Below are 13,948 nucleotides of genomic sequence, written 5' to 3' on the forward strand. Positions count from 1 at the left end.
CAGAAAGATTCATAAAACTACCAAATTTCATCACAGAAGGAACAACATATTGTAAACAGTTATCCTTTCTGAGCTGAAATTACTCAACAAAAAATCTCTGTAATACCTTTTTCATCATCTCTTCAGTCTATTCTATCAACCATATTTGACAAGGAGCCGGTAGGTAGTTGACATTTTTGAAATTATATAGTAAAATAAGGAATTGGAGGGCCTAAAGAATCTCGTGCACGTAATGGTGCTTGGCACTTTAATAGTGCGAAATTCCGCATTAAGCCGGATATTATATTTTTTTGATAATCAGGCCCTCCATTTTTGACCTCAAAAGTTGGGTTTTTTTGTATGTATCGTCAATAACGAAGTCAATTGCCGGTGTAGCTCAACGGTAGAGCGGCTCATTCGTAATGAGTAGGTTGGGGGTTCAAATCCCTTCACCGGCTCCACAATATTTTTTAGTATTTTAAGCGTCTTAAGACGCTGTTTTGTTTTTATAGACGTTATCAGATTTGAGAGTTGGAAGGAGAAGAGGAAGTGATACTCCAAGATTTTGAGAAAAAAATATTTAAATTTATAAAAGACTATAAAATTTTTAACAAATATGATAAAATTCTATTAGGAATTTCCGGCGGCAAAGATTCAATGTCTTTGCTTCATGTGATGTCAAAATTATCGAAAGCAATGGGATTTGAAATATCTGTAGCCCATTTAAACCATTGTATGAGAGAAGAAGCCGATAGTGACGAATCCTTTGTGAGACAAGCTTGTGAGAAACTAAAGATACCCTTTTTTTCGAAAAAAGTGGATGTTTTTACATACTCAAAAGAAAACAAGGTGGGCGTTGAAGTAGGGGGAAGAAACTTAAGGTATGAGTTTTTTTATGAAACATTAAGAAAATTAAGTTATAATAAAATAGCAACCGCCCATCATATGGATGATTTATTTGAAACAATGATTTACAGAATTTTGAGAGGAACCGGAATATATGGATTAGGCGGTTTAATCCCTATAGAAGAAGAAATAACAAAACCAATGTTATGTGTCGACTTGGAAGAAATCAAAAATTATGTTACAATTAATAATATAGAGTATGTGGAAGATAAGTACAATTATTCTTTGGATTATGCTAGAAATAAGATAAGATATGAAATTACCCCTTTTTTTAAGAAGATCAATCCAAGGTACAAAGAAAGTTTTTTTAGACTTGCAAAAATCATCTGGAGTTACAGAGAAGAAGTTAAAAGAAAGTTTGAAGAAAGAAGTGAGATAGGAAAAGAGTTGTTACAATTAAAATTAGAAAATGATTTTTTTGATGCCGAAACATTAAGAATTGCCTTTTTGAAGTTTGGTAAATATCCGCCAAATATGGAGGAAACAGAGAAAATTATAAAAATGCGCAATGGCGGAGTAAGAAATATAAACGGACTAAGTATAACGAAAAAAAGCGATACTCTACTTGTTAAAATTTGAGATACTTATAGAAGTGAGAAAAGAGGAGGTCTATGTCTTGCAAAACAAAAGAAACCAACCTAGAGTTTTTTGGCTATTATTAATATATATAACAATAGGTATTTTTATATACGTTGGAGTCAACAGCCTTATCGGTACTCAAGATGTTTCAAAAATAGAATATAGTGAGTTAGTTCAAATGTTGGAAGATAAAAAGATTGTTTCTTTAGAAATAGAAGACTCTGGTTATGCTAGAGCAAAAGATCAAAGAGGGCTTTATTACGAGACATATGCTCCTAATCTTTTATCGGACCAACAGTATGTTTATGGACTTGCAAACCAAGGGATAGAGATTAAATATGTCAGAAGCTTGGAAAATAGTTGGTGGATTTCTATCTTAACGTTTCTTTTGCCTGTCTTTTTACTTATTTTTCTTTTCACCCTTTTGTTTCGATCAAGTGCGGGCGGTGCAAATCAAGGTATGAATTTTATAAAAAGCCCTGCCAAAAAATATGATCCCAAAAAAACCCGCACCACTTTTAAGGACGTTGCAGGGGTTAAGGAAGCGAAAGAAGAATTAACAGATGTTGTAAAATTTTTGAAAGATCCAAAGGCTTTTAATAGGCTCGGAGCTAGAATGCCAAAAGGTGTACTTTTAGTAGGGGAACCAGGTACAGGTAAAACTTTACTCGCCAGAGCGGTGGCTGGAGAGGCGGATGTCCCGTTTTTTTATATTAGTGGTTCTGATTTTGTTGAACTTTTTGTTGGAGTAGGAGCAGCAAGAGTTCGAGATCTTTTCAACCAAGCTAAGGCTAACGCACCTGCTATTATTTTTATTGATGAAATAGACGCGGTAGGTAGACAAAGGGGAGCAGGTCTGGGAGGAGGTCATGATGAAAGGGAGCAAACCCTTAACTCCATCTTAGTGGAAATGGATGGATTCGATCCAAGTATTGGAATAATAGTTATGGCAGCCACAAATAGACCTGATGTTCTAGACAAAGCTTTGTTAAGACCAGGAAGATTTGATAAAAAAGTGGTAATTGATAGACCTGATGCCGAAGGAAGAAAGGACATATTAAAGATTCACTTTAGAGGCAAAAAAATAGCACCAGATGTTGATTTAGAAGTGTTAGCCCGAGCTACTCCAGGATTTGTTGGAGCAGATTTAGAAAATTTAGTCAATGAAGCGGCCCTTTTGGCAGCCAGAAATGGGGAAAAGTTCATTACAATGAAGGATTGCGAAGAAGCCATCGAAAGGGTTATAGTTGGTCCAGAGAGGAAAACGCGGGTGCTTTCTGATCAAGAAAAAGAAGTCGTTGCCTATCATGAACTAGGTCATGCTATTTTAGGAACATTCTTACCAAATGCTGATCCTGTACACAAGGTAACCATTATTCCTCGAGGTTACGCGGCCTTAGGGTATACTTTACAGTTACCATCTGAAGATAGGTATCTGATGAATAAATCTGAAATACTCGATGATATTGCAGTAATGTTAGCTGGTAGAGCTGCAGAAGAAATAATATTTGATGAAATAACCAGTGGAGCTGAAAATGATCTAAAGCGAGCTACAGAAATGGCCAGAAGGATGGTAGAAAGTTTTGGCATGAGCGAAAAAATTGGTCCTGTAGCTTGGGCTAGCGAAAGTGAGGAAACTTTTTTAGCACGTGAACTCTTTAGAGAAAAAAACTACTCTGATGAAACTGCAAAAGAACTGGATTCTGAAGTAAAGCAAATAATAAATAAAAGCTATGAAAAGGCTAAATCTATACTGTTAGAAAACAAAGAGAAACTCCAACTCATTGCCCAATATCTTTTAAAAAAAGAAACTATCACAGGAAAAGAATTAAAAGAATTATTACAAAAAGATATGGATGATCTGAAAGAATATGTAGAAAGTTTTGGTGTGACCTCAACTCGGGAAGAAGAAAAGGTGGTAAATTATGAATACCTTTCTAGAGAAAATAATCTCATTGAAAGGAAAGGAATTTAATTATTCCTTTAAGGTAAAAGATGAAAGTTATTTATGGTCAGAAGATAAAGAAGTTATAAGTTTACATGCTTTAAGCACCTCCTCTCTTTTAGAAGAAATACATAAATGTAGTTATAATACTATAAAAGATCTTTTGGAAAAAGATCAGGTTTCTGTAGTTTCACATAGTTGTATAGATCATCTGTCCTCGACCCCTTATTCTTTTAAGGTATTTATAAAGTTAAAAATAACTGACGTAACCTACAACAAAGTGCATTTTCAGGGAGAAGCATTTGATGAAATCGACAAAATTGCAACTTTTGAATTAACTCGAAATATTGTTTCCAAAAAGATTCTAAGAAAAAACTTAAATCACAAAATGGAGAGCATTAATTTGTCGGGACAAATTTCTGAGCGTTACACCTAAAGATGAGTAATTGTTGAATACATTAACACAAAAAATATCCCAAAGGGGGGAAAGAAAAGTGGCAAAAAAAAGTATTATGATAGTAGAAGACGATCCGGCGATCTCTGAAATGTTATCTTTGAACTTGACTAAAGAAGGTTACGAAGTAATAACGGCTGTGTCTGCTGATGAGGCTTTAAAGAAATTGGAGGAAAAAGATACCGACTTTTTCATTGTCGATATTATGTTACCAGGTTCAATGGATGGATTCGATTTAATTAGAATATTGAAATCCAGCGAAGATTACCGCAACACCCCTGTGCTCATATTGAGTGCAAAAGATGATGCTGCGGATAAAGTTGCAGGGTTAGAACTTGGTAGTGATGATTATGTCACAAAACCTTTTAATGTAAGAGAACTAATTGCAAGAATTAAAAGCATATTTAGAAGACAAGCTGCATCAGCGCAAATGAAAGAAGAAGGACCCAAAAAAATCACAGCCAAGGATTTGATTATTGACACTGAAAGATTAGAAGTTTGGGTAAATGGCAAACCAGTTAGCCTTACCCCATTGGAGTTCGACTTGCTAGTTTTTCTTGCTAAAAACGAAGGAAAGGTCTTTAGTCGAGATGTATTGTTGGATAAATTGTGGGGATATGACTACTACGGAGATACAAGAACAGTAGACGTTCATATCAGAAGGTTGAGAACAAAAATTGAAGAAGATCCTTCCAATCCAAAATACATAATTACAGTAAGAGGAAAAGGATACAAATTCAGAGATCCTGGAAAGGAAAGAAACTACTAAATATTCAATGGCAGAGGGTATTACCTCTGCCTTTTTTCCAGTTGCATTTTATTAATATTAATAAACCAGGTGAAAAATATTGGTCAATATATATATTATTGTTATTTTATTACTTGTCATCACAAATATTTTATTTATATATGCTTATTTGAGAAAGAGAAGAGAAGAAAATGCTCATCAACGGTTTAAAAATGAGATTGCAAAAAGTATAAATATAAACATAAAAAATCCTGTTGATGATTTTCTTCTGCATCAACTAAATTCATATATTAAAAATTTAGAAGAAAAATACAAATCCGAAAAATACAAAAGAAGGAACATATTTTCGATTCTAGACACCCTTTCTGAAGGAATAATATTGGTTTCTTTTAATCAAAATGAAATTATCAGGGTGGATTTTGCCAATTCTTTTGCTAAAAATATTTTTACAACAGAAAATTTTGTGGGTAGGTCATTAACAGAGGTAATTGATAATCATAATCTCATTGAATTGACTTTAAAAAGTTTTAAAACTAATAAAGACATGGAAGAGGAGACTTCATTCTATTATCCAGAAAAAAAATACTTCAGATGTCAAGTTAAATCAATAAATGTTGAAAATTATAGAGTTATTATTTTGTTAGATATCACGAAAGAAAAAAATTTAGAAGATCTAAGAAGAGAATTCTTAACCATCATGTCCCATGAAATGCGGACACCCTTATCCGTTATAAGCGGGTATTTAGAAACAATATTGCACGAACCTAATTTAAATGAAGAAATTTATCAACCCCTAAAAAAAATAGAAGAAGAAATTTCGAGATTAACGAGAATGTTTAACGACCTTTTAGATATAGAGAGATTGGAAAAAAATATAGGCGAAGAAAAAAGATTTGTGTTTTTCAATTTCTCTAATACGGTAAAGAGAGCTTTTGATTTCTTTAAAATTGTTGCTGATAAGATGTCCATTGAGTTTGAAGAAGAAATAGAAGATGATCTATACGTTTTCGGTAATGAAGATAGACTCCTGCAGGTAGTGTATAATATTTTAGATAATTCTTTTAAATTTACAGCTTTGAAGGAAAAGGGCGAAAAAAAAGTATGGTTAAGATTGTACAAAAATGATGATAACATAATTTTGGAAATTGAGGATACAGGAATAGGTATACCTTCAAAAGAATTAAAAAGGATCTTCAATCTATTTTACAGAGTAGATAAATCTAGGAGCAGGCAAGTCCCGGGTTTAGGGATTGGTTTGTACATAGTCAAAACAATTTTGGACAACCATAATGCCAGAATATATTTAGATAGCGAAGAAAACAACGGTACATTGTTTCAAGTTATACTACCTTTAAAAACAAGTATCGAAACGGAGGCTTAAAGTTGAGAGCATACGATATTATAAAAAACAAAAGGGATGCTAAAGAAAACACAAAAGAAGAAATAGCCTTTATGATCAATGGCTATTTAGAAAACCGTATTCCAGACTATCAAGTTTCTTCCTGGTTAATGGCTATCTTCTTCAATCATTTAACAGAGGAAGAAAGTTATAATCTAACGGATGTAATGCTTAAAAGTGGAGATATTATAGACTTATCAAGAATCACAGGTAAAAAAATTGACAAACACTCTACTGGAGGCGTTGGAGACAAAACTACAATAGCAATAGCACCTATGGTTGCCTCATTAGGGGTTAAAATAGCCAAATTATCAGGCAGATCCTTAGGGCACACTGGAGGGACCATCGACAAGCTTGAATCTATTCCCGGTTTTAAAACCTCTCTAACCACTAAAGAATTCTTTGAAATAGCGAACAATGTAGGGATTGTTGTGGCCGGACAGACTGGAAATATAGCCCCAGCAGATAAAAAGTTGTATTCGTTAAGGGACTCTACCGCAACCGTTGAGGAACTATCCTTAATAGCTTCCAGTATAATGAGTAAAAAACTTGCCATAACTAGTGATGGAATACTCTTGGATATCAAAGTGGGTTCGGGAGCATTCATGAAAAACTTAGAAGATGCCAAAGAGTTGGGTAGAATCATGCTAAAGATTGCAAAAAGATACGATAAAAATACTATTGCTTTAATTACCAATATGGATCAACCTTTGGGAGAAAACATTGGAAACGCATTGGAAGTAATGGAAGCAATAGATACAGTGAAAGGAAGAGGTCCAAAAGATTTTTCTGAGTTGTGTTTAGAAATCTCTTCTCATATGGCTTCTTTATCTGGTATAATAACCTATGAAGAAGCAAGGAAAAAACTAATAGAAAACATAGAACATGGTATAGTAAAAGAAAAAATGAAAGAATGGATAAAAGCTCAGGGTGGAAAAGAAGAAGTAGTTGATGATCCTAGTAAGTATCTTAATATAGCACCAAAAACTTTAGAATTCAAAGCAAAGGAACAAGGGTATATAACCTTTATTGATACCGAAAAAATAGGTTTAGCCTCAATGGTATTAGGAGCTGGCAGACAAAAAAAAGAAGATATCATCGACAAAAGTGTTGGTTTAACAATTAACAAAAAGCTTGGAGATAAAGTTGAAGAAGGAGAGACAATAGCCAAGTTGTTTGTCAGCGAAAAGAGCGACGTTGATGCCTCTCTAAAGCTTTTGAATGAGGCTTACAACATTAGTAAAGAAAATCCTAAAGGTATAAATAAAAATGTAATTCTTGATGTTTTGTTTTCCGATGAAAAAAGTTAAGATGGATGGAAAGTGGTGCAAAGGGACGCTAAATAAAGTTAAACAACGGAGGATCATTTATTGATGAAAAAGCTTATCTTTCTATTCTTGCTAATAATTCTAGCAATAAATTTATTTTCTGAAGAAGCTATTTTTATATCTCAAAACAACCCTCCTCTCAGTATGGAAGCTATCAAAAATCAAGATTATTTTTATATTAATGTTGAACATCTTTCCAAATATGATAGTATGGTAATGAATCGCACTTCCAGAATAATGTATATAATATACAATAAAAATGTCTTAGAAATTAGTTTGAATGATTACTACTCCAAAATAAATTTTATAAACAAATATAATAATTCCGTACTGATTGTTGATGAAAACGTGTATATAAGGGAAGATGTCTTATCTACATTCTTACAGTTGAACCGTTTTAAAGATATTGACAGTATATTCTTCTATTCAGAAATTCCAAAAATAACTAACTCTAATGTAAGTACGAGTGAAATCGAAATTGGATTCAATTCATATCTTTCAAAAGATTCGATAACTTTAACTAAAATAACAAAAGATGGAGATTACTTATTAAGCATAAAACCTGTTGCCCCGATGGAAAGTATTCCAGATAACTTCGATTATTCATACTCAAACAATACTGCTTATTTAAAGTTCAAGAGTGATTTCAACTATGAAGTTAATTTAAATGGAAAAAATTTATCTATTATTATCGATAAAAAAACTATTTCAACAAGTGCAGATACGGATAAAACCACATCTAAAAATGAAGGGCTTCAATACATTGAAAAAATCGAAGAATTAAACGGACAACGTTTAAAAATTTACCAATTGATCGTTGATCCAAAAATATATCAAATAAAAGTTGATTTGAATAATTTAGGAACACGTTCCGATGTGTATTCATTTTTAAAAGATAAAAATCCGATCTTTTCTGTTAACGCTTCTTTTTTTGATCCTCAAACCTTAGAACCAGTTGGGAATATAATATCCGATGGCACACTATTACATTTGAGTTCCTATTCACGACCTGCACTAATTATAGGAACAAATTTTCTAGACATTGACTATATTAAATTAGAATACCAGTTACATATTGATAACCTACTTTTTTGGGTAAAATCCATTAATTCTACGTGGAAAGGTGACGTTAAATTATATACTCATCATTATAAGGGAAACATAGCGGAAACAGAAGGAAATTATGTTTTTTTCTTAATCGATGAAAATAATCGGATTATATCAAAAAACAAAACAACTCCTTCTGAAGGAGAAAAATTAGTACTTATAGATAAAAAATACGAAAAATACCTGGGAAATATATCGTTGGGAACAAAAATTGATTTCACGCTTAATAAAAGCGAAAATTTGCCAAACGATCCTACTTTACTTTTAGAGGGAGGACCTATATTAATACATTCCAAATATACCCAAGAACAACTAGATGCTGAAAAGAAAAGTTACTCCAATGGAATAATTTATAGTAAAGCCCCAAGAACCGTAGTTGCGATAGATAAAGATCGAAATATCAATTTAATGGTCATTGAAGGACTTGATAATCCTGAAACAGGTCTTACATACGATGAAACAAAAAACTTGCTATTTGAATTGGGCGAGTTTGAAGTTGCAATGATGCTAGATGGTGGTAGTTCTTCAATAGTTTATTACGAAGGTGAAATACAAAATTTTAAAAACGAAAAAACACGTAATTATATTCCGGTACTTTTAAGTGTTTATGAAAAAATCCTGTAGTTAAGAAATGGATTGAGAATGGAGGGGTAACATTGAGTGAATACAACGCTGAAAAAAAGAGGATCGTAGGATTCTTTGGACATCATGGATGCGGTAAAACTACCCTTATGGATGATGTCCTTGTAAATCTTGGATTAACCGATAGAATAGGTCAAAGACATTTAGACAAGGATCCAGTTGAAAAAGAAAAAGGAGCAACCTTTTCCAACCACATTTTCTCGTTCGATTTAGATGATTCAAGGCTCTACTTTTTTGATACCCCAGGATCTTTAGACTTTATAGGAGATATACAAATAGCTTTAAACGCAGTGGACAACGTAGTTATTGTAATAAACGCTTCTGCTGGTGTAGAAGTAACAACTGAAAGAATTTGGAATATGGCAAGAGAATTAAATAAACCGATCGTATTTTATGTAAACCAAATGGATAAAGAAGGAGTGAACTTCGGGAACTTAATTCAAGAACTTAAAGAAAGTTTTGAAGACGAAATAAGAATAGTTCCTTTCCAAGTTCCCATAGGCGAAGGCCCAGATTTTAAAGGTATTATAAATCTTTTATCAAATGACGTATTTACATATGAAGAAGGAACAGGCAAATCTTCCAAACAAAGCGAAATTCCAGATAACGCCAAAGATTATTTGGAAAGATTTCATTCTGAAATAATAGAAGATATTGTTGAAACAAACGAAGAACTAATGGAAAAGTATTTTGAATCAGGTGAAGAAGGATTAAGTCAAGAGGAACTGATTTCCTCACTTCATAAAGCGTATGATGAAGATAAAATAATTCCTGTATTAATTGGATCCGCTTTAAAAAATATCGGTTTTGATCAATTGATAAAGGCTTTAATCAGTTTTGGAATGACACCACTTGAAAGAAAATTTTACACTGAAGAAGGTATTGAGATTTCTTCCCAAGAAGATGGTCAATTTTTAGGTATTATCGTTAAAAATGAAGTAGACCCATTCGTTGGAAAACTCACTTATCTAAGAGTCATTAGCGGTTCTTTAAAAGCCGGTTCTAGTATCTATATTGTTGAAGAATCCACAAGAGAAAAGATTTCCCATATCAATATACCTAGATTTGATAAGAACGAAGAAGTGGAAATGGCTGGCGTTGGAGATATCTTAGTTATACCTAAGCTAAAATCAAGTAAGATAAATCAAACCGTATCCAGTGAAGAAACGTCAAATAGGCTGAAATTACCTGAATTTCCAGAACCGATGATATCTAAGTCCATAGCTCCTAATTCTAAAAATGAAATAGACAAAATTACTGAATCGTTAGCAAAAATAGCAGAGTCAGATCCAACATTTAAATGGGAATTCGATTCTGAAACCGGCGAAACGGTCATAAGTGGTATGGGAACAGTTCATCTAGAAATAATGATAGAGAAATTGAAAAAGAATTTCGGTATTGATTTTGAGGTAGGAAAACCAAAAATTGCTTACAAGGAAACTATAAGAAGCAAAACACAGGCCGAGTACAAACACAAAAAACAAACCGGAGGTCATGGCCAATACGGTCACGTTAAAATAGAAATTGAACCACTAGAAAGAGGGAAAGGCTATGAATTTGTTGATAAAATCGTTGGAGGCGTCATCCCAAAAAATTTCATACCATCAGTAGACAAAGGTATCAGAGAAGCTATCAAAAAAGGTGTTTTAGCTGGTTTCCCGGTTGTTGATATTAGGGTTACACTCTTTGATGGTTCTTATCATGAAGTTGACTCTTCAGATATTTCATTTCAAATAGCTGCAAGACACGCATTTAAAATAGCCATGGAAAATGACAACCCAGTTATTTTAGAACCAATTATGCATGTTGAAATATTCTTACCCACTGAAAACACAGGAGACGTTATCGGTGAAATTACAGCAAAAAGAGGAAGACCTTTAGGAATGGAATCAGCGGGGAAAGGATACGATAAAATAGTAGCTGAAATCCCACTGGCCGAAATGTTGGATTTTTCACCTCGTCTCAGCTCTATTTCCTCAGGAAAGGGTTATTTTACCATGAAATTTTCCCATTATGCTGAAGTAAGCCCTGATATACAAAACAAAATAATAGAAGAAAGAAAAAGAGAAGAAGAATTACAAAAATAAAATGGGGCTATGCCCCATTTTTAAATAGCTTTTGCTGATTTGTGCAAAAAGCTTTTTTAAGTTTGCCGCATTGTGTAAACGATGTTTTTTTGCAGCTTTGTGCAAAATGATTCTTTATAATGCCTTAGAAACAATTTCCATATTCTCATTTGTGAAACAAATGATGTGTTGCTTTAGAAATGTTTTCCAAAATCTCGTTTGCTACGCAAACGATGTTATACGAACTTGGGTTTCTTAAGGGGCGAAGCCCCTTAAAGATTATGGGTGGGGAGCGGGGTGAAGGGGCGCTAAATAAAATTTTTAACGACAATATTAAATAATAAAAAGGAGAGATGCATTGTGTCTATTACAACAAAAACAGGTGATAAGGGTGAAACTTCTCTTTGGAGTGGAGAAAGAGTATCAAAAGACGACATAAGAGTGGAAGCTTACGGTACCGTAGATGAATTAAACTCATTTCTTTCAGAAGCAAATTATTATCTAAAATCTCATGAAGTAAAAAAAATAATAAACGAAGTACAGAATAATTTATTCAAAGTAGCAGGAGAGCTAGCTTCCAAAAGCCAAAAATATAAATATCCTATTCAAGAAGAAGATGCACTTAAAATTACGAATTATGTTTATGAATTTGAAAACAGGTTGAATCTAAAAGGCTTCGTAATGCCGGGAAAGACCATACAATCTGCAAAATTAGACATTTGTAGAACAATAGCACGAAGAGCAGAAAGACGAATTATCGCTTTAGATAAAAAAGAACCGTTATCGGAACCATTAAAAAAATATGTAAATCGATTATCTGATCTGTTATTCGTATTAGCCCGTTTTGAAGAGTACATAGAAGATAAAATTGAATTCAAAAAATGGTGAGGGAGTTAAAATGTTCTGCATCAAATTAGAATTGAAAATTAGGTTATTCGGAATCAGCTCTTTGAAAGACAAAAGATCGGTAGTGAAAACACTGATAAACTCACTAAGAAAAAAGTACAATGTATCTGCTCTAGAAGGAAATTATAACGACTCGAAAAATTACTTGGGAATATTCGTATCGTCGTTAAGTCAAAGTAGAGATTACTTACTAAATCTTATCGAACAAATAGAGGATGACATCGAACTTAATTATGGTTTAGAGATTGAAAAGGAAGACTACTCAATTTTTTAGGAGAAGGGGCGCTAAAGCAAGTTTTAGAGTTTCTAAAGAGATTATTACGACATAGTTAGGAGGATATAATTTGGAATTAACCAGCACTATAGAAGAATTAAAAAAGTATTTAAAAATAACTATTAAGTCTAAAAAAAGATTAGAACATATCTACAATGTTGTTAATTTCTCAAAAAAATTAGCCCAAATCCACAGACTTCCAGAAGGAAAAGTTGAAATTGCAGCGTTAGGACACGATTTATTTCGAGATGTTGAACCAAACCGATTAATCAAATTGGCAGCGTTTTATAAAATTCACCTCGATAAATTCGATAAAAATCGCCCCATTCTCTTGCACGGAAAGGTAAGTGCGGAATTTTTGGCAAGGAAATTCCATATTGACGATGATATATACCAAGCGATATATTATCATACCAGCGGTTATGAAAAAATGGGTGATATAGGAAAAACGCTTGTTATTTCCGATTCAGCCGGAGATGACAGGGATTTTGAAGGGGTTGAAGAACTGAGAAAGGTATCGATCATATCTTTGAATGAAGGGTACAAATTAGCGATTAAAAATAAAATAAGCTATGCATTAGCGAAAGAGAGGTACATATTAGAAGATACATATAAGACATGGAACGCACTGTGTCAAATTTGATGAATTAGAATCAATTTCCACCTAAGCCATATTCGTTTTCTGTGTTATCCAACACATAAATTCTATTACTGGAAGGCAAGAATACTAACGGGTCGTAATTTGTATCAGCCTTTTTAACTTCGAAGTGAAGGTGAGGACCTGTACTTAAACCTGAATTTCCCACTCTTGCTATCATTTCGCCTTTTTCGACATATTGGCCTTCATACACATTTATTTGAGAGAGATGACCGTAAACATAAGAATCATTGGAAGATTCTATTTCAACCATCAAACCATATCCTCCATTTTCGCCAACGAACTTCACTTTTCCCGCTTCAACGCAAAAAACGGGCGTACCAATAGGCGCTGCAAGATCGATTCCTTTATGAAAAGAATACTCTTTAGTTATAGGGTGAACCCTATATCCATAAAGAGAAGAAATAGTGCCATAAACCGGCCATATTATATTTCTTTCGTTATTGAAACCTTTTCCTACAACACTTTTAGGGATAAAAAGTTTTTGATTTACAAAAATAGTTGTCGTATTGAGGTTGTTTGCTTTAACTATATCAGAAACACTAGTGAAAAATAATTTAGCAATATAAGTTAGGTTATCTCCCTCTTTGACTTCATAGATATACCCTTCCGGTTGAGGGATTAATATTACTTGTCCAATTTTTAAATTGTTGGGAGATAAATTAGAATTCCAATCCAAAATAGTTGAAATGGATACATTGTATTCAATTGAAATACTATACAATGTTTCGTTACTTTGAATTTGATGTTCCACAATAGAATAAGACGAAAACGTTAATACCGCCAAAATCGAGATAATAAAGAATAGAACTGTTCTTTTACGAATGCCCAAAGTTTTTCCTCCCTGTAATGGTTCAACAGATGAATAACGAATACGAAGTTATTATACCATAGGATAATCTTTCTCTAGTAAAAAATAAATTAACAATTTCTAAATTTACTTCCTCTTATTTTGAT

Annotated in this window: 12 protein-coding genes and 1 tRNA gene; 12 read left to right on the forward strand and 1 reads right to left on the reverse strand. The window is 33.1% G+C overall.

Translation table 11 applies throughout. The annotated features are described in order from the left end of the window. Positions 1-365: 365 nt before the first annotated feature. The 12 genes from ACW9JY_RS02495 (at position 366) to yqeK (ending at position 12,976) form a co-directional block, all read left to right on the forward strand. Positions 366-440, forward strand: a tRNA-Thr gene (locus ACW9JY_RS02495). Positions 441-510: 70 nt separating this feature from the next. Further along, on the forward strand, positions 511-1,464 hold the full coding sequence (gene tilS / locus ACW9JY_RS02500) for a tRNA lysidine(34) synthetase TilS (protein WP_457283264.1): 954 nt from the start codon (positions 511-513) through the stop codon (positions 1,462-1,464). 37 nt (positions 1,465-1,501) lie between these two features. Beyond that, positions 1,502-3,439 carry an ATP-dependent zinc metalloprotease FtsH gene (gene ftsH / locus ACW9JY_RS02505; protein WP_103077107.1) on the forward strand — a complete coding sequence of 646 codons (1,938 nt, stop codon included), beginning with the start codon at positions 1,502-1,504 and terminating at the stop codon, positions 3,437-3,439. Further along, positions 3,390-3,845 carry a thioesterase family protein gene (locus ACW9JY_RS02510; RefSeq protein ID WP_103077108.1) on the forward strand — a complete coding sequence of 152 codons (456 nt, stop codon included), beginning with the start codon at positions 3,390-3,392 and terminating at the stop codon, positions 3,843-3,845. Before ftsH ends, ACW9JY_RS02510 begins: the two co-directional genes overlap by 50 nt. Before the next feature lie 58 nt (positions 3,846-3,903). Then, a complete protein-coding gene (locus ACW9JY_RS02515; RefSeq protein ID WP_103066531.1) occupies positions 3,904-4,632 on the forward strand; it encodes a response regulator transcription factor in 729 nt (242 codons plus the stop codon). Between the two features lie 79 nt (positions 4,633-4,711). After that, positions 4,712-5,992 carry an ATP-binding protein gene (locus ACW9JY_RS02520; protein ID WP_457283265.1) on the forward strand — a complete coding sequence of 427 codons (1,281 nt, stop codon included), beginning with the start codon at positions 4,712-4,714 and terminating at the stop codon, positions 5,990-5,992. Positions 5,993-5,994: 2 nt separating this feature from the next. Beyond that, entirely contained in the window at positions 5,995-7,320 is a 1,326-nt protein-coding gene (locus ACW9JY_RS02525) for a thymidine phosphorylase (RefSeq protein ID WP_103077110.1), read from the forward strand. A 63-nt stretch (positions 7,321-7,383) separates the two neighbouring features. Next, positions 7,384-9,069, forward strand: a complete 1,686-nt coding sequence (locus ACW9JY_RS02530; RefSeq protein ID WP_457283266.1) for a phosphodiester glycosidase family protein — start codon at positions 7,384-7,386, stop codon at positions 9,067-9,069. Between the two features lie 32 nt (positions 9,070-9,101). Next, positions 9,102-11,174 (forward strand): elongation factor G, encoded by a 2,073-nt coding sequence (fusA, locus tag ACW9JY_RS02535; protein WP_457283267.1) that lies wholly within the window; start codon positions 9,102-9,104, stop codon positions 11,172-11,174. 339 nt (positions 11,175-11,513) lie between these two features. Continuing rightward, positions 11,514-12,041 carry a cob(I)yrinic acid a,c-diamide adenosyltransferase gene (locus ACW9JY_RS02540; protein WP_169925185.1) on the forward strand — a complete coding sequence of 176 codons (528 nt, stop codon included), beginning with the start codon at positions 11,514-11,516 and terminating at the stop codon, positions 12,039-12,041. Positions 12,042-12,051: 10 nt separating this feature from the next. Continuing rightward, positions 12,052-12,333 (forward strand): DUF503 domain-containing protein, encoded by a 282-nt coding sequence (locus ACW9JY_RS02545; RefSeq protein WP_103077444.1) that lies wholly within the window; start codon positions 12,052-12,054, stop codon positions 12,331-12,333. Positions 12,334-12,403: 70 nt separating this feature from the next. Further along, positions 12,404-12,976: a bis(5'-nucleosyl)-tetraphosphatase (symmetrical) YqeK gene (gene yqeK / locus ACW9JY_RS02550; RefSeq protein WP_103077332.1), complete on the forward strand. Its 573-nt coding sequence runs from the start codon at positions 12,404-12,406 to the stop codon at positions 12,974-12,976. A gap of 10 nt (positions 12,977-12,986) precedes the next feature. On the opposite strand, the gene ACW9JY_RS02555 is transcribed toward yqeK, so the two are convergent. Next, complete coding sequence (locus ACW9JY_RS02555) at positions 12,987-13,817, reverse strand: peptidoglycan DD-metalloendopeptidase family protein (protein WP_457283350.1); 831 nt, start codon at positions 13,815-13,817, stop codon at positions 12,987-12,989. Positions 13,818-13,948: the final 131 nt, after the last annotated feature.

The organism is Petrotoga sp. DB-2 (assembly GCF_054051725.1).